21 protein-coding genes and 5 pseudogenes are annotated in these 20,211 nt (G+C 74.1%); 12 read left to right on the plus strand and 14 right to left on the minus strand.

The genetic code is table 11. The features are described 5' to 3' along the window. Positions 1-12: 12 nt before the first annotated feature. A complete protein-coding gene (locus QSK52_RS19150; RefSeq protein WP_285737308.1) occupies positions 13-909 on the minus strand; it encodes an NAD(P)H-binding protein in 897 nt (298 codons plus the stop codon). A gap of 97 nt (positions 910-1,006) precedes the next feature. Between QSK52_RS19150 and QSK52_RS19155 the strand changes: the two genes are divergently transcribed. Further along, entirely contained in the window at positions 1,007-1,432 is a 426-nt protein-coding gene (locus tag QSK52_RS19155; RefSeq protein ID WP_285737309.1) for a winged helix-turn-helix transcriptional regulator, read from the plus strand. A 34-nt stretch (positions 1,433-1,466) separates the two neighbouring features. Beyond that, entirely contained in the window at positions 1,467-2,690 is a 1,224-nt protein-coding gene (locus tag QSK52_RS19160; protein WP_285737310.1) for an erythromycin esterase family protein, read from the plus strand. A 17-nt stretch (positions 2,691-2,707) separates the two neighbouring features. Here the strand turns inward: QSK52_RS19160 and QSK52_RS19165 are convergent, their stop codons facing one another. The 3 genes from QSK52_RS19165 to QSK52_RS19175 all read right to left on the minus strand — a co-directional run bounded on the left by QSK52_RS19165 (position 2,708) and on the right by QSK52_RS19175 (position 4,608). Continuing rightward, positions 2,708-3,235 (minus strand): STM3941 family protein, encoded by a 528-nt coding sequence (locus QSK52_RS19165; protein WP_285737311.1) that lies wholly within the window; start codon positions 3,233-3,235, stop codon positions 2,708-2,710. Positions 3,236-3,397: 162 nt separating this feature from the next. Beyond that, on the minus strand, positions 3,398-4,057 hold the full coding sequence (locus QSK52_RS19170; protein WP_285737312.1) for a TIGR03086 family metal-binding protein: 660 nt from the start codon (positions 4,055-4,057) through the stop codon (positions 3,398-3,400). Between the two features lie 89 nt (positions 4,058-4,146). Next, positions 4,147-4,608 (minus strand): DUF3237 domain-containing protein, encoded by a 462-nt coding sequence (locus tag QSK52_RS19175; RefSeq protein ID WP_285737313.1) that lies wholly within the window; start codon positions 4,606-4,608, stop codon positions 4,147-4,149. A 742-nt stretch (positions 4,609-5,350) separates the two neighbouring features. Between QSK52_RS19175 and QSK52_RS19180 the strand changes: the two genes are divergently transcribed. The 4 genes and pseudogenes from QSK52_RS19180 (at position 5,351) to QSK52_RS19195 (ending at position 7,519) form a co-directional block, all read left to right on the plus strand. Then, positions 5,351-5,590 (plus strand): hypothetical protein, encoded by a 240-nt coding sequence (locus QSK52_RS19180; RefSeq protein WP_285737314.1) that lies wholly within the window; start codon positions 5,351-5,353, stop codon positions 5,588-5,590. Between the two features lie 262 nt (positions 5,591-5,852). Continuing rightward, positions 5,853-6,635, plus strand: a complete 783-nt coding sequence (locus QSK52_RS19185) for a hypothetical protein (protein ID WP_285737315.1) — start codon at positions 5,853-5,855, stop codon at positions 6,633-6,635. A gap of 166 nt (positions 6,636-6,801) precedes the next feature. Next, positions 6,802-6,993 (plus strand): annotated as a pseudogene (locus QSK52_RS19190) (helix-turn-helix domain-containing protein); the annotation flags it as partial. Between the two features lie 97 nt (positions 6,994-7,090). Beyond that, positions 7,091-7,519, plus strand: coding sequence for a DUF5959 family protein (locus tag QSK52_RS19195; protein ID WP_285737316.1), 429 nt, complete (start codon positions 7,091-7,093; stop codon positions 7,517-7,519). On the opposite strand, the pseudogene QSK52_RS19200 reads toward QSK52_RS19195, so the two are convergent. Both QSK52_RS19200 and QSK52_RS39685 read right to left on the minus strand, forming a co-directional pair. Then, positions 7,515-7,916, minus strand: a pseudogene (locus QSK52_RS19200) (IS5/IS1182 family transposase); the annotation flags it as partial. The gene QSK52_RS19195 and the pseudogene QSK52_RS19200 overlap by 5 nt on opposite strands. Positions 7,917-7,918: 2 nt before the next feature. Further along, positions 7,919-8,314 (minus strand): annotated as a pseudogene (locus QSK52_RS39685) (transposase); the annotation flags it as partial. A 256-nt stretch (positions 8,315-8,570) separates the two neighbouring features. Between QSK52_RS39685 and QSK52_RS19210 the strand changes: the two are divergent. Beyond that, positions 8,571-9,056: a DUF6924 domain-containing protein gene (locus tag QSK52_RS19210; protein WP_285737317.1), complete on the plus strand. Its 486-nt coding sequence runs from the start codon at positions 8,571-8,573 to the stop codon at positions 9,054-9,056. 46 nt (positions 9,057-9,102) lie between these two features. On the opposite strand, the gene QSK52_RS19215 is transcribed toward QSK52_RS19210, so the two are convergent. Continuing rightward, positions 9,103-10,014 carry an SDR family oxidoreductase gene (locus QSK52_RS19215; protein WP_285737318.1) on the minus strand — a complete coding sequence of 304 codons (912 nt, stop codon included), beginning with the start codon at positions 10,012-10,014 and terminating at the stop codon, positions 9,103-9,105. 172 nt (positions 10,015-10,186) lie between these two features. Between QSK52_RS19215 and QSK52_RS19220 the strand changes: the two genes are divergently transcribed. The 3 genes from QSK52_RS19220 (at position 10,187) to QSK52_RS19230 (ending at position 13,978) form a co-directional block, all read left to right on the plus strand. Next, entirely contained in the window at positions 10,187-10,699 is a 513-nt protein-coding gene (locus tag QSK52_RS19220; protein ID WP_285737319.1) for a TetR family transcriptional regulator, read from the plus strand. A 172-nt stretch (positions 10,700-10,871) separates the two neighbouring features. Then, positions 10,872-12,407, plus strand: a complete 1,536-nt coding sequence (locus tag QSK52_RS19225; protein WP_285737320.1) for a PE-PGRS family protein — start codon at positions 10,872-10,874, stop codon at positions 12,405-12,407. A 50-nt stretch (positions 12,408-12,457) separates the two neighbouring features. Next, positions 12,458-13,978 (plus strand): hypothetical protein, encoded by a 1,521-nt coding sequence (locus QSK52_RS19230; protein ID WP_285737321.1) that lies wholly within the window; start codon positions 12,458-12,460, stop codon positions 13,976-13,978. A gap of 7 nt (positions 13,979-13,985) precedes the next feature. On the opposite strand, the gene QSK52_RS19235 is transcribed toward QSK52_RS19230, so the two are convergent. The 4 genes and pseudogenes from QSK52_RS19235 to QSK52_RS19250 all read right to left on the minus strand — a co-directional run. After that, positions 13,986-14,414, minus strand: coding sequence for a VOC family protein (locus QSK52_RS19235; RefSeq protein WP_285737322.1), 429 nt, complete (start codon positions 14,412-14,414; stop codon positions 13,986-13,988). 96 nt (positions 14,415-14,510) lie between these two features. Continuing rightward, positions 14,511-14,705: pseudogene (locus tag QSK52_RS19240) on the minus strand (MaoC family dehydratase); the annotation flags it as partial. 30 nt (positions 14,706-14,735) lie between these two features. Continuing rightward, positions 14,736-16,223 carry an acyl-CoA synthetase gene (locus tag QSK52_RS19245; protein WP_285737323.1) on the minus strand — a complete coding sequence of 496 codons (1,488 nt, stop codon included), beginning with the start codon at positions 16,221-16,223 and terminating at the stop codon, positions 14,736-14,738. A 124-nt stretch (positions 16,224-16,347) separates the two neighbouring features. After that, a pseudogene (locus QSK52_RS19250) lies at positions 16,348-16,506 on the minus strand (SDR family NAD(P)-dependent oxidoreductase); the annotation flags it as partial. 156 nt (positions 16,507-16,662) lie between these two features. Here QSK52_RS19250 and QSK52_RS19255 point away from each other — a divergent pair. Next, positions 16,663-17,097 carry a MarR family winged helix-turn-helix transcriptional regulator gene (locus tag QSK52_RS19255; protein ID WP_285737324.1) on the plus strand — a complete coding sequence of 145 codons (435 nt, stop codon included), beginning with the start codon at positions 16,663-16,665 and terminating at the stop codon, positions 17,095-17,097. Positions 17,098-17,169: 72 nt separating this feature from the next. Continuing rightward, entirely contained in the window at positions 17,170-18,078 is a 909-nt protein-coding gene (locus QSK52_RS19260; protein WP_285737325.1) for an RNA polymerase sigma-70 factor, read from the plus strand. 64 nt (positions 18,079-18,142) lie between these two features. On the opposite strand, the gene QSK52_RS19265 is transcribed toward QSK52_RS19260, so the two are convergent. From QSK52_RS19265 to QSK52_RS19275, 3 genes are all read right to left on the minus strand, one after another. Then, complete coding sequence (locus QSK52_RS19265) at positions 18,143-18,751, minus strand: hypothetical protein (RefSeq protein ID WP_285737326.1); 609 nt, start codon at positions 18,749-18,751, stop codon at positions 18,143-18,145. Positions 18,752-18,891: 140 nt separating this feature from the next. Further along, a complete protein-coding gene (locus QSK52_RS19270; RefSeq protein WP_285737327.1) occupies positions 18,892-19,266 on the minus strand; it encodes a hypothetical protein in 375 nt (124 codons plus the stop codon). A 75-nt stretch (positions 19,267-19,341) separates the two neighbouring features. Continuing rightward, a complete protein-coding gene (locus tag QSK52_RS19275; protein ID WP_285737328.1) occupies positions 19,342-20,202 on the minus strand; it encodes a DUF6348 family protein in 861 nt (286 codons plus the stop codon). Positions 20,203-20,211 lie beyond the last annotated feature (9 nt).

The following is a 20,211-nucleotide window of genomic DNA, read 5'->3' on the forward strand; positions in this document are numbered from 1 at the left end:
CCGGCGCCGGGCTCAGCTCGCGGTCGTGCCCGTGGTCGCGCTCGTGTCCGTGCTCGCGGCGAGTGCCTGCGCGATGGTGTCGGCCAGCGGCGTGGTCGGGCGGCCGATCAGCCGGGACAGTTCGCCGCTGCCGCCCGCCAGCAGGCCGCGGGCGATGCCGGAGACGTCGACGTCCACCAGGATCTCGGCGAGCTGCGGCGGCAGGCCCGCGCCGGTGAGCACGCCGAGGTTGGCCTCGGCGGGCAGCTCGTGGTGGGCGACCTCCCGGCCGCTCTGCCGGGAGAGTTCGGCGGCGTACTCCTCCAGCGTCCAGGCCCGGTCGCCGCTGAGCTCGTAGGCGCGGTTCTCGTGGCCCTCGCCGGTCAGCACGACGGCGGCCGCGGCGGCGTAGTCGGCGCGGGTGGCCGAGCCGATCCGGCCGCCCGCGGTGCTGCCGACCACGCCGTGCTGCAACTGGACCGGGATCAGGGCGGTGTAGTTCTCGGTGTACCAGCCGTTGCGCAGGAAGGTGTACGGCAGGCCGGAGTCGAGGACCAGCTGCTCGGTGGCCCGGTGCTCCTCGGCGAGCCGGAAGTCGGCGTCCGGGCCACCGAGCACCCCGGTGTAGACCAGGCGGGCGGCCCCGGCGGCCTTCGCGGCCGCGACCACGGCGGCGTGCTGGGCGACCCGGCGGCCGACCTCGCTGCCGGAGACCAGCAGCACGGTGTCGCCGGGCCGGATCGCCGCGGCCAGCGTCTCGGGCCGGTCGTAGTCGGCGAGGCGCAGTTCGACGCCGCGGGCGGCCAGGTCGGCGGCCTTCTGCTCGTCGCGGACGGCGGCGACGACCTCGCCGGCCGGGACGCGGGCCAGCAGTTCCTCGACGACGAGGCGGCCGAGCTGTCCGGTGGCGCCGGTGACGACGATGCTCATGGGGATGCAACTCCTGGGTCGGTGCGACGGCTGTCGCACCCACCGTAGGAAAGTCACTAACCATTCGGAAGTACCCACTTTCGAGTAAGCTACTTCCATGAACCCCAGGGTGAAGGAACTGACCGGCGGCCTGCAGCCGAACGTCAACTCGGCGGGCTGCGCCTCCCGCGGCATCCTCGAACACGTCACCAGCCGCTGGGCGGTGCTGGTGCTGGCCGTGCTGCTGGACGGCACCCACCGGTTCAGCGAACTGCGCCGCGCGGTGGGCGGGGTGAGCGAGAAGATGCTCGCCCAGACCCTGCAGACCCTGGAGCAGGACGGCCTGGTGCACCGCGAGGCGCACGCCGTCATCCCGCCGCGGGTCGACTACACGCTGACCCCGCTCGGGGAGGAGGCCGCCCGGCAGGTCTGGGCGCTGGCCCGCTGGGCCGAGTCGCGCGTCCCCGAGGTACTGGCGGCCCGGGCGGCGCACGCCGAGGCGAAGGCGGCGGGGGTGCGGGCGGAGGTGACGACGCGGGCTTGACTTCAAGTCGACTTGAAGAAGGAGACTGGGCGGCATGCCGAACACCAGCGCAGCCACCGCAGCCACCGCCCGACCCACCGGCCCGGGCGACGACCTGATCCCCCGTCACCCCGCCGACGACCTCCCGCTCCCGGACGCCGTGCTCGACGAGATCGCCGCCCGGCTGGCCGCCGGGGCGGAGGTGGTGGGCCTCGGGGAGTCCACCCGCTTCTCCCGGGAGACCTTCGCCGTCCGGGACCAGCTGTTCCGCCGGCTGGTGCGGGAGCACGGCTTCCGCGCGCTGGCCGTCCAGGACCACGCGGTGGCCGCCGCCGCCCTCGACGCGTACGCGAACGGCGGCCCGGGTTCGGCCGCGTCCGCGCTGGCCGGCGCCTGGAAGCCGTGGCGCACCGCCGAGATGGCGGCGGCGCTGGAGTGGGTGCGGGCGTTCAACCGGGAGCACCCGGACGATCCGGTGCGGATCTTCGGCGTGCGTCCGGCCGAGGCGGGGCCCGCCGACTACGACGCCGTGCTGGCGTTCGTGCGCGTGGCGGCCCCGGAGCTGTCGGCCCCGGTGGCGGCCCACCTGGAGCCCGTCCGCACCGCCCACGAGATGGCGGAGCACGTGCAGCGTGCGCGGGGCGTCCACCCGGGGCGGCCGTTCGCCGAGCACGCCCGGGACGCGCTCGCGCTGGTCGAGCCGCTGCCCGGCGCGGACCGGCCCGGCGGCGCGGCCGAGCGGATGCGGCTGATCGTGCAGTTCCACGAGCGCAGCGTCGCCGGGCGCGGCAGCTACGCGGGCGAGGCGGAGCTGTGGGCCGGGGTGGTCGCGGACTTCCGGCGGCGGACCGGCCTGCGCGTCGTCTACTGGGACGGCATCGGGCACACCGTGGCGGCCGGGGCGGTGCTGGGCCTGGCGTCCGAACGCGGCGCGCAGGCCACCGTGGGCAGCGTGCTGCGCGAGCGCTACGGCGCGGGGTACGTCTCGGCGGCGATCGGCTTCCACCACGGCGACCTCGGGGTGGTCACCGTCCCGGCCCCGACCGCGGACCTGGTCGACGCCCGGCTCGGCGAGGGGGCTCCGGCCGCCCGCTGGCTGGACCTGCGCGAGGAGGACGTCCGCCGCCGGTGGGACGGCCCGGCGAAGGTCCGCGTCGTCAGCGGCGTCTACACCCCGGAACGCGACGCCGCCGAACACCTGGCCGTCGCCTCACTGGCCGCCGCCTTCGACGTCCTGCTCCACCTCCGCCGGGCCACCGCGGCGCACTGGCTGCCGTGACGCCCGACCGGGCGGCGTCAGGGGGCGACGACGAGTTCCGGGCGGTGCTGCTTCATCGTGGCGAGGAGCACCTCGGGCGTGACCGGGAGGGTGTTGACCGGGATGTTCGCGGGGCCGAAGCCGAGCCCGAGGTTCATGCCCGCGGTGGCGCGGACCAGGCGCGGGGCGCGGGCCAGGTAGGCGTCGGGGTCGTGCAGGACGAGTTCGACGAAGCGCTGCGAGGTGGTGCGCACCTGCTGCACGCGCAGCCGGACGGCGGCGATCTCGGTCCACTCGAAGCGGCCGAGACTGACGTGCTCCAGGCCGCCCGCGTCGATGACCAGTTCGGGCCGCCCGCTGCCGAGGCGACGGCCCAGGACGACCGCACAGGCACCGAAGAACGGTACGGCCACCGCCCCGGCGACGGTCATCTTCACCGTGCTGTGCGCGACCAGGAACGCCGCGCCCGCCGCCACGAAGGCCACGGAGCCGGCCAGGAGCAGCCAGAGCTTCCGCCGGGAGGAGTGGTACACCGCGGGGGCGGGCCGGTCGCCGTCTTCGATCACGGCCGCCACCGTAGCGCCGCGCCTCCCCCGCCGTCAGCCCTCTTTGCCAGACCTTGATCGACTTCCCCGTCGCGGGCCCGGTACCCCGGCGGCGTGGGCGGCGCGCGGGCCGGTGAGGGCGGCGCGCGGGACCGGCGGGTGCGGCAAGGAGGGGTCGTCCGGTCAACCGGCTCGGGGCGGAGCCCAGTTCGGGTCGCGACCGAGCAGCCTGAGCACCCGGTCGAACGGGTCGACCGCGCCTTCACCGGTCGCGTCCTCACCGGCCCCACCCCTACCGGCCGCGTCCTCCAGGACGGGGCCGAAAGCCGCGCCGGGGACCTCACGGGCGGGCCCGGCGGGGACGAGGGCGGCGATCGGGAGGACGGCGGCCACCAGGTCGGCGTCGAAGGCGGGGCGCAGGCCGATCGAGACGGCGACGTCCCAGCCGTGGACGAGGTAGTCCAGGAAGTGGAAGGCGATCGCCTGCCGGGCCGGGAACGGGCCGCCGTCGCGCACCTCGGGCAGCCAGAACGCCCGTTCCAGCACGCCCTCCTCGGCGAAGGCCGCGGCGACCTCGGCCGCCGAGGCGGCGAACACCCCCGCCGGGTCCGCCCCGACGGGGCGGTCCGCCCACTCGGCGAGTGCGCGGCCGCCACCGCGGGCGGCGGCCGCGAAACCGTGGTTCTGGCCGGTCATGTGCGCGAGCAGCTGCCCGAGCGTCCACGCCCCGCAGGGGGTCGGCCGGTCGAGGGCGGCGGCCTCGACCCGGTCGACGTAGGAGCGCGCGGCCTGCAGTGCGCGCCCGTCGAGCGCCCGGATGTCCACGTCCTGAGTGTCCGTCATGTCGCCGAGCATACCCGATATTTCAGCACGGTCGTGCGAATTCTTTTCCGGGCTCCTTCCCCGGGCTTCCTTCCCGGGCCGCGGCGGCGTCAGCGCAGCGCGTACATCCGGATCACCACGGTGCGCCCCTCGTCCTCGGGACGGGCCAGGCCGACGAAGACCGTCTCGGCCAGCCAGCGGTGGGCGGGGGCGTCGGTGCGGAAGACGGGGGCGGTGCGGAAGTAGACGCCCGCCTCGCTGACCTGCAGGCCGTCCTCCTCGTACTGGGCGGGGCAGTCGGCGCCGAGCCGGTAGTAGCCGCGGTTGACGACGTCGATGACGGCGCCGTCCTCGGCCTGCAGCAGGTAGCGGGCGTCGAGCTGGCAGACGGCGCCGCGGGTGCTGCCCCAGTCGCCGCCTCCGGGCAGCACGGTGCCGGTGAGGCGGGGGCCGGTGACGGTGCCACCGGTGATCGGGGTGAACGCCAGGCTCTCGCCGTCGCCGTGGCCGACGTGCCGGGCGGGGGCGAGGTGGGCGCGGATCTCGAAGGCGAGGTCGAGGGCGGGGGTCACGGGGTCACGGCCTTTCGTTCGGGCGGCGGGACGGACCGCCGGGCGGACTGCCGGGCGGGCTTCCGACCGGAGCGGGGGGACGGAGTCGACCAGGGCGCGAGTGTACGGGCCACCCGGGGCGCTGAACACGCCCCGGGAGCGGCCGGCCCCGACGTCGCCCCACACCCACTGCGGCCTGCCCGACCGGAGGACGGCCACGGCTTGCCCGGTGCGGCCGGGTTCGACGAGGCACTCGGCGCGTGCCTGTCGCCGGCCGGAGGCGGCCCGAGGCGCGCGAGGACCCCTTCGACACGGCCGGAAGCGGCGGGCAAATCGGCGGCGACCCAGCCCTCCCCGTACGCCTGCACCCCCTCAACCGCCGCACCGCCCCGCCCGTGGCGGACCAGCAGCCGCGCCGGCAGCACCGCGTGGTCCCCGCCGGTGCTCCGGATTGCCCGGGTGCCGGTAGGGCGCCGCCGCGCCGTCCACGTCACCGCGCGCCTCCAACTCCTCGGCCAGGCACTGCGTGGCGGACCCGTGGTGCTCGCCGGCCGCATAGACGCACAGCTCGTCGATCCGGCCCTGCCGGGCCAGCAGCCCCGCCAACCAGTCGCGGCCGTTGACCGATGCTGGGCCCGTGCATTGGAGGGCTCTGTCCAGTGCCGGCTACCAGAAGAGCCGCGGGAGCCGTTCAGGCCCATGGATCCGGAGGCTGACAAGATGGACCGCGCCACGGCTGGGTCGTCAGAAGGCTGGCACGTCAATGATCGAAGATCACCTTGCAAGGGCAGTGCTCTCAGCCATCATGCTGCTCGATCATTCATCGGCCGATGAGATCGATCGCGATATCGCCTCCCAAGGGCTCGAGAACATCGCAGCGGACCTGAACTCCATGAACGAAGCGGAGCGCCAGGAGTTCAGGCGCGTACTTGGCCGCATCGCCGAGGAAGAGCCCGACTACGCACCGTACATCGATGCATTGCCGGACCTGCTGGGCTGGTGAGATCGGTGCGGCCGGTGCTGCGATCCACCGCGCCCAGCACCATGAGGCTGTTGTCGAGGACATGCTCGTCGGCCGGATCCGGGCAGTACTGGATGTGCTCGGGACAGCGCTTCACGGCCCGACCGGTGTGTCGTTGAGGAGTCGTCGGATAGTGGTGAGCCGTCGCCGCCTCCATAACCGGGTGCGGGTCGGGTCCGGGAGCTGGGAGGCTGCACCCACTGACGGTGAACAGATGTCCGGGCCCGCCCGAGGGGAAATGGAAATGTCGAAGTTCGACCTGCTCGTGGTTCTGCCGCCCACCCCGCCGGAGCGGTACGACGCCGCGATCGCCGAGGCGATGGAGCCGTACTCCGCGCAGGAGTCCACATACGAGCGGGCGGACCCGAACGGCATCGCCTGGGTCGAGGAGCTCCGTGCGGGCGGGGTGCTGCCGCAGGGCGTCGAGCTGACCTGGCCGCAGGTCGCGGAGGCGTACAACTCGGCACACGGGTACGAGAATTCGCACAGCAAGGCGCTGCGCGTCGGCTGGGAGGGCCGTGGGTACTGGCTGCGGGAGTGGAACCCGAACGGTCGGTGGGACTACTACGGCGCGTATCGGCACGAAGGCCCCTACTTCCCGTACCGTCCGGAGGCTGCCGACGACTCCCGTCTGTGGATCGCTGAGTACCCGGAGGAGTTCGCCTCCCGGGGCCCTCTGGCCGGACTCACCGCCCGTTGCGACGGCGGTCCGCTCGGCCTGCTCGACCTCGAGACCCTGCGCGACACCCTCGGTCGGCTCGCCGCCGAGGACCACGACGCTTGGCGGGCCGGCAACGGCGATGCCCCGAGGTGGGATTGGTTCCGGTTCACCGAGGACCGTGAGGAGAACATCGCCAAGGCCCGCGCGTCCGCTGTCCCTGCCTCCGCACTGCTGCGGCTTGACGGCACCTGGGCCGACGCCGACGACTGGCGTGACGACCACGCGAGCTACTGGCAGTACGTCAATGCTTACCTGGATGCCCTGTCGGACGACACTGTGGTGCTGGCCGTCACCTGCCATTGCTGAGCACCCGGGCAGGGAGCCGTTGCAGCCGACGGACGTCGTTCCGGATCGTGCCGCCCGCCAACCTGGCTGATGCCCAGGTCAGGCCCCCGGCATCGCATCACTCCAGCCCGTCCGCCGAAACCGGCCCCCGGTCCTACTGAACCTGAAAGGGTGCTGTCGGGGCTGGCCGCTCGCCCACGGGTGGACGGACCAGCGGTGGACGCTCGCGCGGATCAAGACGCAGATCGGCCGGCCGTTCCACCTCTCGTGCACGTTCGAGGGCACGTGGCAGTCGCTCAAACGCCTCGAGTGGCCGTGGCAGCAGCCGACGCGTCGCGCGATCGAGCGCGCCAAGGGTGCTGTCGAGGTGGGGCGGAAGGAGACCTGGCCGCGGGTGAGAACTGCCAACAAAATGAGGTGATGGAATCCCCCGACCGGACGAGGGTGTCTCAGTACTCGCCGATGAGAGGGCAGCCATGGGCGACAGTGCTCCGCGGGAACTCCTCTCCCTAGCTGACGACGAGGGGAACAGCGTCACCGTCAACGTTCTGGGACCGAGCGCCAGCTGGAGTGCTGGCCTCGACGCTGAGATCGTCGTCAAGACGCCCTTCGTCGCCGGCCGCATCGACCTCACGTTGTACGTCTCGAAGCTGGAAAGCTGGGCGAACGCGCTGGACATGCTCGACGCTGGCGAAGATGTCTCCTGGATGGAGATGAGCAGAGGGCCGTCGATCTTCATCCAGCTCACCGGCGAGCGTGACTGCCCAGAGGTGGTCGTGGAGGACGAGTCGGGGTCCATGGTCACCGTGCGCGTCCCGCTCGTTCCGCCGGACGACTGGATCGCCGACCACCGGCAACGGCTGCACCAGGTGATGAACTACTGGGTGCCGATGCTGTCAGGGTAGGGAGACAGGCCGCCGCCAGCAGATGGACGATGGCGCGCTCCACGACCCGACGTTGGGTGCCGCGTCGGGCGATCGCCGGCTTCACGCCGAGGGCCCGGACGAGGTGACGGTACTTGTCGTGGTCGTCACCGCGGTCGCCGAGCACGATGCCCGGACGGCGCCTGGGACGACCTCGCTTGCCGCGTACCGGCGGGACGGCTTCGAACAGGTGGCGTCGGTGATCAGGTGGTGCTTGCTGCCGGTTCTGCCCCGATCGACAGGACTTCGTCCTGCCCTGGGGCCCCTTTGACGCCCGGATGTGGGAGCCGTCAACCGCCGACCGGGAGAAGTCCAGGGCATTCGCGCCCCGTAGCTTCGTCAGAGGAGTCTGGTGCAGCCGGGACCACACGCCGGCTTCCAGTCACGCAGGAGGTCGGCCCACGGCTCGGTCGACTCGCGCAGTCCCTCGCCAGGGCGATCAGTTCCTTCGTGCCGTCCAACCGGACACCGAGCAGGACCAGGGTGCACGAGTGCGCCTGGCCGAGTAGCAACCTTCGGGTGCACGCCGTCCGCCCTGGCGTAGACGGGTTCCCAGTCGGACAGGTCGCGATCCTGGAAGGCAGCGTGGTCGTCGGCCCACTGCTTCGTCAGTCGGGTGATCGTGGCCGACGACAGGCTGGCCGGGCCGCCGGGGGACCGCTTCAGTGCGGGCACGAGGTCCCTGGAGGACAGGCCGTAGAGGTGGAACAGCGGCAGGACCTCGGAGACCTTCAGGGATCTGCGGCACCACGGGGGAAGCTTCGTGGAGGAGAGCCGCTTCCAGCGCGGCGGCGGGCATCCGGCAGGTACTCTCGCGGGCGATTTCGTCGATCAGGGAGCCGGATCGTGCGGAGCCACTGTCGGTGACTACGCTGAGCACGGTGTACGTTCCCGATCCGCGCTGCAACGCTGGTCCACTCGGAGAGCTGACGGATCATTCGGGAAGGTACGCCCCCGCGTCCCCGACCGGGGGCTGATCCACAAGTGCTGCGCACTGCTCTCCGACGCGGGACACCGCCCCGAGGAGAGCTGCATGACCCACCTTCGACTGCCCGTCGTCGACCCGAGCGCCGCACTGGTCGTCCGGACCGACCGCACCGACCCGGCCGCCTGGCGGCGGCTCCTCACGGAACTGCGCCGCCTCCCCACCACCCCGCTGCACCTGGTGGACGACCCCGGCTGGGCGGACGCCGGGCCGCTGGCCGTGCTCGCCTCGGCGGCGGGGCAGGAGGACCTCTCCGTGGTCTTCCTCGCCGACCGCCGCACCATGCGCTCCCCCGACCTGGCCCTGCTCGCGCTCGACACCTCCGAGGAGGACGAGGACGACCCCGAGGAACTCGATCCGGCGTACTACCAGGACCTGATCGACCGGCTGCGCGCGGACCCGCCCGTCCGGGAGTTCCGCCTCGTCCCGGCGGCCGTCGACACCGTCCACGGCAACCTGTTCCTCGCGAACCTGGGCTTCGACGAGCTCGCCCGCCGGGCCGCCGAGTCGCCCGACGGCGTCCTGCGCGCCTGATCCCGCCGCGGCCGACCGGCGGTCAGCAGTCAGGCAGTCGGTGCGCTCAGGCGGCCGGTGCGGTCAGGTAGTCGCCGTGCTCCAGGTCCTCCAGCAGGGTCGGGCCGGTGGGCGACCAGCCGAGCAGTTCCCGGGTGCGGGCGCTGGAGACGGGGCCGTCGAAGGCGTAGGCGGTGGCCATGAACGGGCTGACGAAGTGGGTGGCGGCTTCGGCGGGGGTGAGCGAGGCGGTGGGCAGGTCGAGGCCCCGGGCGACGGTCTCGGCGATGCTCCGGAAGGTGACGCCGTTCTCGGCGGCTCCGTGCAGCACGCTGCCCGCGGGCGCCTGTTCCAGGGCCAGCCGGAAGAGCACCGCCGCGTCGAGCCGGTGCACCGCGGGCCACCGGTTGCCGCCGTCCCCGACGTAGGCCGAGACGCCGGTGCTCCGGGCGGTGGCGACGAGCATCGGGATGAACCCGTGGTCCGCGGGGCCGTGGACGGTCGGGGCGAGGCGGACCACGCTCGCCCGCACGCCCCGGGCGGCGAAGTCGAGGCAGGCCCGCTCGCCCGCGATCCGGAACGCGGCGATCCCGGCCGGGTCGGGCTCGTCCTGCTCGGTGGCCTCCCGGCCCACGGGCAGAACCAGGGTGCCCGAGGTGCTGACGAACGGCTTCCCCGTCCCTTCCAGCGGCCCGCCCAGCGCCCGGATCGCGGCGCAGTCGCGCCGCCTCATGTCGTCGGGGTCGGAGAAGTCGCCGCCGAAGGCCATGTGCAGGACGGCGTCGGCGGCCTCGGCACCGCTGCGCAGGCGGTCGAGGTCGTCCAGCGAGCCGCGGTGCGGCGCGGCGCCGAGCGACTCCAGCCGGGCGGCGGCCGCGTCCGAGCGGGCCAGGGCGGTGACGGTGTGGCCGGCCGCGACGAGTTCGGCGACGACCGCGGGCCCGGTCTGGCCGGAACCGCCGGTAACGAAGACGTGCATCTGAGCGCTCCCTATTTTTTTACGTCAGTGACTGGCGCTACGCGGCGCCGTCGCCGAGCCTAGGTAGCGTCAGTGACTGGCGTCAAGAAGCGCCAGTCACTGGCGCGTGCGCTACCCTCGGGGCGTGCCACGGAGCGGAGCAGAAGCTCGCCGCCGCCTTCAGCAGGCGGCTTTGGAGCTGTACCAGGAACACGGGTTCGACCGGACGACGACGGCCGAGATCGCCGCCCGGGCGGGCGTCAACGAGCGCACCTTCTTCCGGCACTTCCCGGACAAGCGCGAGGTGCTCTTCGACGGCGAGGCGGACCTGCGCGCCGTACTGGTCCGGGCGGTGACCGAGGCCCCCGACGGCCTGCCCCCGCTCGACGTGCTGCTGCGCGCCTTCCGGACGGCCGAACCGGTCCTGGAGCGCAACCGCCCCTTCGCCGAGCCGCGCCTGCGGGTCATCGCGGCGACCCCGGCGCTGCGCGAACGCGACCTGGCCAAGGCCGCGGCGCTCGGCGACGCCCTGGCCGAGGCGCTGCGGCAGCGCGGTGTGGCCGACCGGTCCGCCGCCCTGGCCGCCGTGGCCGGGTGGGCCGCCTTCCACCAGGCGGTCCGGTCCTGGATCGACACCCCCGCCTCCCGCCTGAACGTCCACCTCCGCCGGGCCTTCGACGACCTGCGCGCCCTCCTCGACGACTGACCCCCTCCCCCGGCCGTCACTCTCCGGAGCCGGACCAGCCGACCGGCCCAGGACGGCCGCCCCGGCCAACGGCCTTCCACCTGCGTCTACTTGGTTTCCCCGAACGGTGCGCCAGCCACCGGGCGGGCAAGTAGGGTGTCACCGTCCGCAGTCGGGGAGGAAGGGGCGCGGCATGCCCGAATTCGGGGAGTGGGACGGCCTGTTCGAGGGGATCGACGTCACCGGGATGCGCTGGGCGTGGCTGTCGGGGCTGTCCGGGCACCCCGCCCCGGACGTCCGGGTGCGGCTGGCGCCCTTGCTGTTCTCCATGGCGATGGACGAGGGGCAGCCGCCGGAGGTCGTCGACGCCGCCGTCGCCTCCCCCGACTGGCGGGTGCGCCGCTACTGGGCGGAGTACCAGCGGGGCATGACCCTCGCGCAGTGGGTGCGGCTGCTCGACTTCGACGGCCCCGACTGGCAGCAGCGGGCCCTCCGGCACTTCGCCCGCAGGAACGCACCGCGGCCGCCCGCGCAGTGGTTCGCCCGGCGGGCGGCCGATCCGGACCCGCGGGTGCGGCTGCGGACGCTGTGGTTCCGTGGCCTGCCCGGGGAGGTGGCGGTGGCGCTGGCCGCCGACCCCGACTCCGGGGTGCGTGCGGAGGTCTGCGGGTGCGCCTGGGAGCACCTGGGCGCGGAGCAGCGCGCGGTGCTGGCCACCGACCCGGACCCTGGCGTTCGGGAGGCCGCGCAGGGACAGGTGGAGTCCGAACGCCCCCTCTCCCCGGCTGAGTTCGAGGAACTGGACGAGAACGGTCGCATCAAGGCGGTCCACCTGCGGGAAGTCGAGGAGGAACTCGCCCGGCACCTGGTCGACCACCCGGACCCGAAGCTGCGCCGCTTCCTGGCGGGGCGGCCGCTGCCCCCGGACGTGCTGGCGGCCCTGGCCGCGGACCCGGACGAGGACGTCCGGGCCGAGATCGTCGCCCGCCCCGACACCCCGGAGGAGTTGCGGGCCAGGGCCTGCACCGGCCTGCCACCGAACAAGCCCTCCTGGGACCTGCGTTGGGTGGAGGAGTTGCACGGCGACCCCGAGGCCATGCGCCGCCTGGCCGCTTCGGCGAGCGCCGCCGTCCGGCGCTCCGTCGCCCGCGCCCGCACCCTGCCGCCCGACGTCCTGGCCCGACTGGCCCACGACCCCGTCAGCAGCGTGCGCACCGCGATCACCGCCCACAACGAGGCCGCACCCCCCGAACTGCTGCTGGAAGCCGCCCGGACCTGGAACTACCCGGGCTCGGTGCTGCACCACCCGCACTTCCCCTTCGACCGGCTGCGGGCCGCCTGGGCCGACGACCCCGAACCGACCGTGCGCCGCCTCGCCCTGTACGCACCCGACTGCACCCCCGAACTGGTCGAACGGCTCGCCGAGGACCCGGACGAGCGGGTGCACCAGCGTGCCGCGGCCGACCCGCGCCTGTCGCCCGCCACCGTGCTGCGCCTGCTCGACGCCACCGAGGCCGACTACCGGGCCACGCTGGAGACGCCCGGCCTGCCGGTGCCCCACACGTACGAGCTGCGCCGGGCGGTGATCCGCAACCCGCGGCTGCCGGTGCCGGTGCTGATCGGCCTGCTCCGCGACCGGGAGCAGGCCCAGGCCGCCGCCGCCAACCCGGCGGTCCCGGCGGCGGTGGCGCACCGGCTGGTCGACCTGGTCGCCGACCGGAAGGACTGAGCCGGCCCGGCCGTCCGGCTCGAAGGAACTCGAGGGAAGGGGAGTGGGAAGTGCCGGAGTCCGGGGAGTGGGACGCGCTGTTCGCGGGCGTCGAGGAGGTGCTCGCGGAAGGGGAGGTGGCCTTCGAGTGGCTGCAGGGGTTGTCCGCGAGCCGATCGGTGGAGGTCCTGGCGCGGCTGGCGACCGAGAACAGGTACCTGGCGTACGACCGGCAGCCGCCGGAGGTCGTCGACGCCGCCGTCGCCTGCCCCGACTGGCGGATCCGCCGCTACTGGGTCGAGAACCAGCGGGGGATGAGCCTCGCGCAGTGGGAGCGGCTGATCCGCGACGAACCGCCCCTCGACTGGCAGCGCACCTTCATGGCCTACCACACCCGCCAGCACGCGCCGCGGCCCACCGCGCAGTGGTTCGCCCGGCGGGCGGCCGACCCGGACCCGCGGGTGCGGCTGCGGACGCTGTGGTTCCGGGGCCTGCCCGCGGAGGTGGCGGTGGCGCTGGCCGCCGATCCGGACCCGCAGGTGCGCCGGGAGGTCTGCCTCCACGCCTGGTACGAGGCGGGCGAGGCGAGCCGGGCGGCGCTGCTCGCCGACCCCGATCCGCGGGTCCGGGAGGCCGCACGGGAGGAGGAGGGGGGCGAACCCCGCTTGTCCCTGGCCGAGTTCGCGGCGCTGGACGCGGAGGACCGTCTCGACGAACTGCACGAGCAGGGTGCCGCGGAAGAACTCCTGCGGCACCTGGCCGTCCACCCCGACCCGAAGCTGCGCCGCTACGCGGCCGGGGCCCGGCTGGACCCGGAACTGCTCGCCGCGCTGGCCGCGGACCCGGACGAGGACGTCCGGGCCGAGATCGCCGTCCGCGAGGACGTGCCCGACGCGGTGCGGGACCGGGCCGCGGCGGGCCTGCCGCCCGACCGGAAGTTCTGGCACCTGAAGTGGGTCGAGGACCTGCACGACGACCCTGCGGCCATGCGCCGCCTGGCCGCCTCCGCCAGCGTCCCCGTCCGGCGCTCCGTCGCCGAGGCCCGCACCCTGCCGCCCGACGTCCTGGCCCGACTGGCCCACGACCCCGTCAGCGGCGTGCGCGACGCGATCACCGCCCACAACGAGGCCGCACCCCCCGAACTGCTGCTGGAAGCCGCCCGGACCTGGAACTACCCGGGCTCGGTGCTGCACCACCCGCACTTCCCCTTCGACCGGCTGCGGGCCGCCTGGGCCGACGACCCCGAACCGACCGTGCGCCGCCTCGCCCTGTACGCACCCGACTGCACCCCCGAACTGGTCGAACGGCTCGCCGAGGACCCGGACGAGCGGGTGCACCAGCGTGCCGCGGCCGACCCGCGCCTGCCCGCGGCCGCCCTGCGGCGCCTGCTCGACACCACCGGGTCGGACGTCCGCGCGGGCTTCGAGACCGACGGGCTGCGCCGGGCGCTGGCCCGCAACCCGGCGCTGCCGGTGCCGGTGCTGATCGGCCTGCTCCGCGACCGGGAGCAGGCCCGGGCCGCCGCCGCCAACCCGGCGGTCCCGGCGGCGGTGGCCCTCCGGATGATCGACCTGGCGGCGGCGCGGCTGTGAACGGGCGTCAGTCGATGCAGAACTCGTTGCCCTCGACGTCCTGCATGACGATGCACGAGTCGTCGCCGCCGTCGTACAGCAGCTGGACCCGGACGGCGCCGAGCGGGAGCAGGCGGGCGCACTCGGCTTCGAGCGCGGCCAGCCGCTCTTCGCCGAGCAGGCCGGTGCCGACCCGGACGTCGAGGTGGACGCGGTTCTTGACCACCTTGCCCTCGGGGACGCGCTGGAAGTACAGCCGGGGGCCGACGCCGGTGGGGTCGGTGCAGGCCGACCAGGAACCGCGCTCCTCGGGCGGGCAGGAGGCCTGGTACTCTTCCCAACTGCCGAAGCCCTTGGGGGGACGGGACTCGTAGCCGAGCACCTCGCACCAGAAGCGGGCGACCCGGGCCGGGTCGGCGCAGTCGAAGGTGACCTGGAACTGTCTGAGCACTGCCATGGCGGGCACCCTAACAGCACGTCAGCCGGGTGTCGTCCGAATATCGGTCGCTCGTAACTGCCCGCTCTCCCCCGCCCCGGCGCCCCGTCAGGCGTAGAAGCGCACCTTGTTCAGGCCGTGGTTGACCTTGGTGGTGACGCCCTCCGCCTCCAGCAGTTCGGTGAACAGCGGGATGAACAGCGGGAGCGTCGGGTGGCCGTGCGCAACGGGCGCGCCGAACGGGCCGGTGGCGGCGCGCTCGGGGCCGGCCGGGGCCCTGAGGGCGTCGAGTCCGTTGACGGCGAGTGCCACGGGGAGGTGCCTTTCGGAGAGGAGAGGGGGTCATCCGGCGTGCAGGGCACGGAGCCGGTCCTTGAGGATCTTTCCGGTGGCGGTGCGCGGCAGTTCGTCCGCGAGCACCAGGGTCTTGGGGAGCTTGTACTTGGCGAGGAGCCCGGCCAGTGCGGCGAGCAGTTCCGCCGGGTCGGGCGCGGTGCCGGGTTCGGGGACGACCACGGCGCGGCCGACCTCGCCCCACCTGGCGTCGGGGACGCCGTGGACGGCGCACTCGGCGATGCCGGGCAGGGCGAGCAGGGCCTCCTCGACCTCGGCGGGGTAGACGTTCTCGCCGCCGGAGATGTACATGTCCTTGATCCGGTCGGCGATGGTGAGGTACCCGTCGGCGTCGGCCCGGGCGGCGTCGCCGCTGCGGAACCAGTCGCCGTGGAAGGACCGGGCGGTGGCCTCGGGCAGGCCCCAGTAGCCGGGGCCGACGTTGGGCCCGCTGACCAGCACCTCGCCGACCTCGCCGATCCCGGCCTCCCGCCCGTCCGGGGTGGTCAGCCGCACGTCGGTGAAGAAGTGCGGGACGCCCGCGCTGCCCGCCTTGGCGACGGTGTGCCCGGCGTCCAGGAAGAGCACGCCGGGCCCGGCCTCGGTCATGCCGTAGCCCTGCTGGAAGGACAGGCCGCGGCGCAGGTAGGTGTCGATCAGCGGGCGCGGGACGGGGGCACCGCCGCAGTTGAGGATGCGCAGGCTGCTCAGGTCGGCGTCGTCCCAGCCGTTCTGGCGGGCCATCAGGTCGAACATGGTCGGCACGCCGAACATGTAGGTGATGCGTTCCCGGGCGACCAGTTCCAGGGTCGCGGCCGGGTCGAAGGACTCGACCAGGTGGCAGGTACCGCCCTTGAGCAGGACGGGCAGGGTGAGCATGTTCAGGCCGCCGGTGTGGAACAGCGGGGCGGCGACCAAGGCGCTGTCGTCGGCGAGCAGGTCGGTGTCGACCAGGACGTTGTAGGCGTTCCAGGTGAGGTTGCCGTGGGTGAGCAGGGCGCCCTTGGGGCGGCCGGTGGTGCCCGAGGTGTACATGATCAGGCAGGTGTCGTCGAGGCCGACCGGCTCGTCGATCGGCGCGGTGCCGGCCCCGGCCAGCCAGGACTCGTACGCCTCGCCGGTCTCCACCGTCACCGGCACCGCGCCGGGCGGCACCAGCGGGGCGCAGCCGGGTGCGTGGACCAGCGCGCGGGCCCCGCTGTCGTCGAGCTGGAAGGCGATCTCGGGCCGGGCGAGGCGGGTGTTGAGCGGGACGAAGAGCGCGCCGAGCAGGCCGGTCGCGAACAGCGTCTCCAGGAAGGCCGGGTGGTTGGGGCCCAGGTAGGCGACCCGGTCGCCGCGGCGGACCCCGGCGGTGCGCAGGGCGTGGGCCAGGCGGGTGCTGCGCTCGTGCAGGTCGGCGTAGCTGTGGCGGTGTCCGGCGTGGACGAGGGCGGTGCGGTGCGGGGTCTTCCTGGCGCGGCGGGCGGGCCAGGAGCCGATTCCCTGGTTGCGCATGAGGGTGTGACAGCCTTTCGGGACTCGGGACTCGGGAGTGAGGGCTCAGGGCTCGGGACTCGGGGCTCGGGGCGGGGCCGCTCCCGCCCTGCCCGCGCATCCGGACCGCGGCGGCGCGGGCTCAGGTGAAGGTGCCGCGCAGGTGGGTGGTGACCACGGCGTCGCGCTCCTCGTCGGTCATCTTCCACAGCACCCGGTCGTGCAGGATCCCGGCGTCGGTGACCAGCACGTCGATCCGGCCGAAGGCGTCCACCGCCCCGTCCACCAGGGCCTGTGCGGCCTCGGGGTGGCGGCCGCGGCCTCGGCGACCTTGCCGGTCAGGTCCAGGTGCCGACCCGGGCTCAGGAGGGTTTCGCTGCTCATGGCCATTGAAGCTAGGAACAATCATTGTTGATGTCAATGATTGTTCCGGACATCTTCGCCCTGGCATGATGACCCCATGAACGACGCCCCCTGGATGCACGGCCTGCACGCCGACACCGGCTACCTGCTCTACCGCCTCGGCCAGCGCTCCGGCAGCGCGTTCAACGCCGCCCTCGAACAGCACGGCCTCCGCCTGCGCCACCACGCGATCCTGCGCTACCTCGCCACCGTCGACGGCGCCCGCCAGCGCGAACTCGCCGACCGCCTCGGCTACGACCCCAGCGCGATCGTCTCCCTGCTCGACGACCTCCAGCAGCTCGGCCTCGCCGAACGCCGCCCCGACCCCGCCGACCGCCGCAGCCGCCTCGTCGTCCTCACCCCGGCCGGCCACGCCCTCCTCCGCACCGCCGACCACGACAGCCGCCGCGTCACCGAGGACCTCCTCGCCCCCCTCTCCCCCGCCGACCGCGCCACCCTCAACGACCTGCTCCAGCGCATCTCCACGCTCTGAACCCCGGCCCGGCACCGCCCTGATCCGCCGTTGAGGAGCGCGACCGGGCGGCTGCCTGGCATGCTGACGGACATGATCGATCCTTCCGCCGCCCCGTCGGCCACCGCCGCGTCGGCCGCCGATCCGCTGGACGTGTTCACCGCGCACCGGGGGGTGCTGTTCGGCACCGCCTACCGACTGCTGGGCAGTGTCGCCGACGCCGAGGACGTGCTGCAGGACGCCTGGATCAAGTGGTCGGCGGCCGGGCGGGCCGAGCAGGTGGAGAACCCGCGGGCGTACCTGGTGCGGACGGTCACCAACCTGTCGTTGACCAGGCTGACGTCGGCGCGGGCCGTGCGGGAGTCGTACGTGGGGCCGTGGCTGCCGGAGCCGGTGCTGACCGAGGCGGACGCGGCGGAGGGGGCGGAGCTGGCGGACTCGGTGTCGACGGCGCTGCTGGTGGTGCTGGAGAGCCTCGGGCCGGTGGAGCGGGCGGTGTTCGTGCTGCGCGAGGCGTTCGGGTTCAGCCACGCGGAGATCGCCGGGTTCCTGGACCGCAGCGAGGCGACGGTCCGGCAGACGGCGCACCGGGCGCGTGAGCACGTCCGGGCCCGGCGGCCCCGCTTCGACACCGACCCCGAGCAGCGCCGCGAGGTCACCGGCCGGTTCCTGGCGGCCTGCGACGGCGGCGACCTGAACGCGATGCTGGAACTGCTCGCCCCCGACGTCACGGCCTGGTCGGACGGCGGCGGCAAGGTCACCGCGGCCCGCCGCCCGCTGCACGGCGCCGACCCGGTGGCCCGCTGGATGGTGGGCGTGCTCGCCAAGCCCTCGGTGCGCGGCACCACGTGGCGCTCGGCCTCCATCAACGGCGAGGAGGGCGTGCTGTTCACGGTGGACGGCCACCCGATCGGCGCGCTCACCTTCGACCTGGCGGACGGGCTGATCCGCAACCTGCGCTTCCAGGTCAACCCGGACAAGCTGCGCGGCCTGCTGCCCTGACCCGACGACGCCCGGCCCCGCCCCGGTCGATCGGGGCGGGGCCGGGCGTCGCGGTGGCGGCGGGTCAGGCGGTGACCGGCGCCGCGGGGGCCTTCGGGGCGAGGAGCAGCTGGAGCAGTTCGGCGTCGTGGCCGCGCAGCCAGTAGGTGTCCCCGCCGAACTGCACGGACGAGGTGTAGCCGAGGCGGGCCTGGGTGGGGTTCAGCTGCTCCCGGCCCGGCCGGAAGGTCGGGACCGGCGGGTCGATCGGCCGGGTCCCGGCGTTCTTGCCTCGGCCGCGCCAGGCGAGCGCCGTGCCGCCGTCGGGGGTGCGCCGCAGCAGCAGGTGGCCCAGGGTCTGGCTGCCGTCGTGCACCCCGAAGGAGAGCAGGCACAGCGGCACCCCGGCGGCGAGGCGGGCGGCGTCGCCCGCGGGCGTCCGCTTCCGGGCCGGGGCGGTGCCCGCGACCAGCTTGGCCGCCCAGCCCCGGTACACGGCCGAGGTGGCCTGCGCGTCCTCGACGCCGGGCAGGAAGGACGGCGGCAGCAGCGCCTTGACCAGGCTCTCCAGCACGTACCAGAGGACCAGGCCCAGCAGGGCCAGGGCGGGTCCGCCGATCGCGGCGCCGGTGAACACCAGCACCAGGGCCAGGGCCAGCGACGCGATCAGGTGGACCGTCAGACGGGCGTTCATGTTCTCCTCGTGTGTTCGTGCGGGGTGGTCGTCGGTGCGGATTGTTCCGGTGCGGATCGTTCCGGCAAGGATCGTTCTTGTGCGGATCGTCGGTGCGGACCCTGGCGCCCGGCGGCGGGCGCCGGACGTCCGGGGGCGGTTCAGCCCGTCCGCAGCCGGGGGTCGCGCTCGCCCAGCACCTGCTCGGCGGGCCAGCGTCCGGCGAGCACCCCGGCCAGCACCGGGCGCTCGGACTCCACCACCTCGCACAGGCCGACGGCCCTCTCCGCGACCGGCGGCCGGCCCTCCAGCACCACCGGCGCGTCGAGCAGGTCCCCGTCCCACGGCCGGACGCCGTTGGCCAGGGTGCCCGCGAAGCGGTGGCCGGTCAGGGTGCCCGCGCGCACCCGCTGCACCACCTCCTCGATGGTCGCGGCGTCCAGCCGGGCCCAGAGCAGGTGGTTGACCGTCCGGCCGTCCTCCAGCCGGACCGGCAGCCGCACCTTCAGGAAGTTGCCCACCCCCTCCACGGCCATGACCGCCCCGGTGTCCACCCTGGTCCGGTCGGCCCGTTCGGCCTCCGGGAGCCGCAGGACCGGGTCGGGCAGCGGCTACAGGAAGCCCGGGTGCTCGGGGTCGATCCGCCCGCCGCAGCCGCACGCGTCGCCGCAGCCGCACCCGTCGGCGTGGTCACCGTGGTCGGCGTGGTCGGCGGGGTCCTCGTCCCGGTCCGCGAAGAGTTCGGCGTTCTCCGGCAGCGGCAGCATCAGGGCGTAGTAGCGGGCCACCGCGGGCGCGGCCGGTTCGGGCAGGCCGAGCGCGGCCAGGGCGGCCGACGCGGCCTCGTGGCGTTCGCCGTTGACCCGGACCTCGGCCTGCACGGCGCCGGGGGCGCCGCCGTAGAAGACCTTGACGCCGTTGACGTGCGGGGAGGTCAGGTCCGCGGTGAAGGTGTGGGCGGTCCGGGGGAGCACGTTGGCGAGGAGCAGGGCGCCCTGCAGCTTGCGATTCTCCGTGACGTCGTGGCCGAAGCCGATCGCCCCGGAGACGATCAGGCCCCAGCCGGGCACTCCGCCCGCGTCCCCGGGGGCCACCCGCTCCGCGAAGTGGCCCCGCCCGTCGACGAGTTCGACCAGGCAGGCGCCGGTGGTCTGCGCCCAGGAGGCGGCGGTGTCCCGCTCGTCCGCGGAGAACGCCGTCACGCAGTCGGCGAACGTCCACTCCTGCCCGGGCAGTCGGAGGTCCGGTGTGGCGACCAGGTCGTAGTGGCGCCCCGTGCTGTGCTGCGGCGGCAGCAGGACGACCGCCCAGTCGTGCGGGCTCACCATCAGGTCGTCCTTGATCACGACGCCCTCGGTGAACCCGGGCGCGACCTCCTCCAGCGCCTCCCGCACCAGGGCGAGGAACCGGGCCGCGGGCAGGCGGCCGTCGGACGGAGCGGGGGCCTTCTTGCTGCGCCGTGTCCAGAACATGCGGCGCAG

The organism is Kitasatospora phosalacinea (assembly GCF_030268885.1).
In the GTDB taxonomy this organism is placed as follows: domain Bacteria; phylum Actinomycetota; class Actinomycetes; order Streptomycetales; family Streptomycetaceae; genus Kitasatospora; species Kitasatospora phosalacinea_C.

Coding starts and splice junctions, on each gene's coding strand:
- QSK52_RS19150 (WP_285737308.1), bottom strand. CDS start 909: ATGAGCATCGTCGTCACCGGCGCCACCGGACAGCTCGGCCGCCTCGTC.
- QSK52_RS19155 (WP_285737309.1), top strand. CDS start 1,007: ATGAACCCCAGGGTGAAGGAACTGACCGGCGGCCTGCAGCCGAACGTC.
- QSK52_RS19160 (WP_285737310.1), top strand. CDS start 1,467: ATGCCGAACACCAGCGCAGCCACCGCAGCCACCGCCCGACCCACCGGC.
- QSK52_RS19170 (WP_285737312.1), bottom strand. CDS start 4,057: ATGACGGACACTCAGGACGTGGACATCCGGGCGCTCGACGGGCGCGCA.
- QSK52_RS19180 (WP_285737314.1), top strand. CDS start 5,351: ATGATCGAAGATCACCTTGCAAGGGCAGTGCTCTCAGCCATCATGCTG.
- QSK52_RS19185 (WP_285737315.1), top strand. CDS start 5,853: ATGTCGAAGTTCGACCTGCTCGTGGTTCTGCCGCCCACCCCGCCGGAG.
- QSK52_RS19195 (WP_285737316.1), top strand. CDS start 7,091: ATGGGCGACAGTGCTCCGCGGGAACTCCTCTCCCTAGCTGACGACGAG.
- QSK52_RS19210 (WP_285737317.1), top strand. CDS start 8,571: ATGACCCACCTTCGACTGCCCGTCGTCGACCCGAGCGCCGCACTGGTC.
- QSK52_RS19215 (WP_285737318.1), bottom strand. CDS start 10,014: ATGCACGTCTTCGTTACCGGCGGTTCCGGCCAGACCGGGCCCGCGGTC.
- QSK52_RS19225 (WP_285737320.1), top strand. CDS start 10,872: ATGCCCGAATTCGGGGAGTGGGACGGCCTGTTCGAGGGGATCGACGTC.
- QSK52_RS19235 (WP_285737322.1), bottom strand. CDS start 14,414: ATGGCAGTGCTCAGACAGTTCCAGGTCACCTTCGACTGCGCCGACCCG.
- QSK52_RS19245 (WP_285737323.1), bottom strand. CDS start 16,223: ATGCGCAACCAGGGAATCGGCTCCTGGCCCGCCCGCCGCGCCAGGAAG.
- QSK52_RS19255 (WP_285737324.1), top strand. CDS start 16,663: ATGAACGACGCCCCCTGGATGCACGGCCTGCACGCCGACACCGGCTAC.
- QSK52_RS19260 (WP_285737325.1), top strand. CDS start 17,170: ATGATCGATCCTTCCGCCGCCCCGTCGGCCACCGCCGCGTCGGCCGCC.
- QSK52_RS19265 (WP_285737326.1), bottom strand. CDS start 18,751: ATGAACGCCCGTCTGACGGTCCACCTGATCGCGTCGCTGGCCCTGGCC.
- QSK52_RS19270 (WP_285737327.1), bottom strand. CDS start 19,266: ATGGCCGTGGAGGGGGTGGGCAACTTCCTGAAGGTGCGGCTGCCGGTC.
- QSK52_RS19275 (WP_285737328.1), bottom strand. CDS start 20,202: ATGTTCTGGACACGGCGCAGCAAGAAGGCCCCCGCTCCGTCCGACGGC.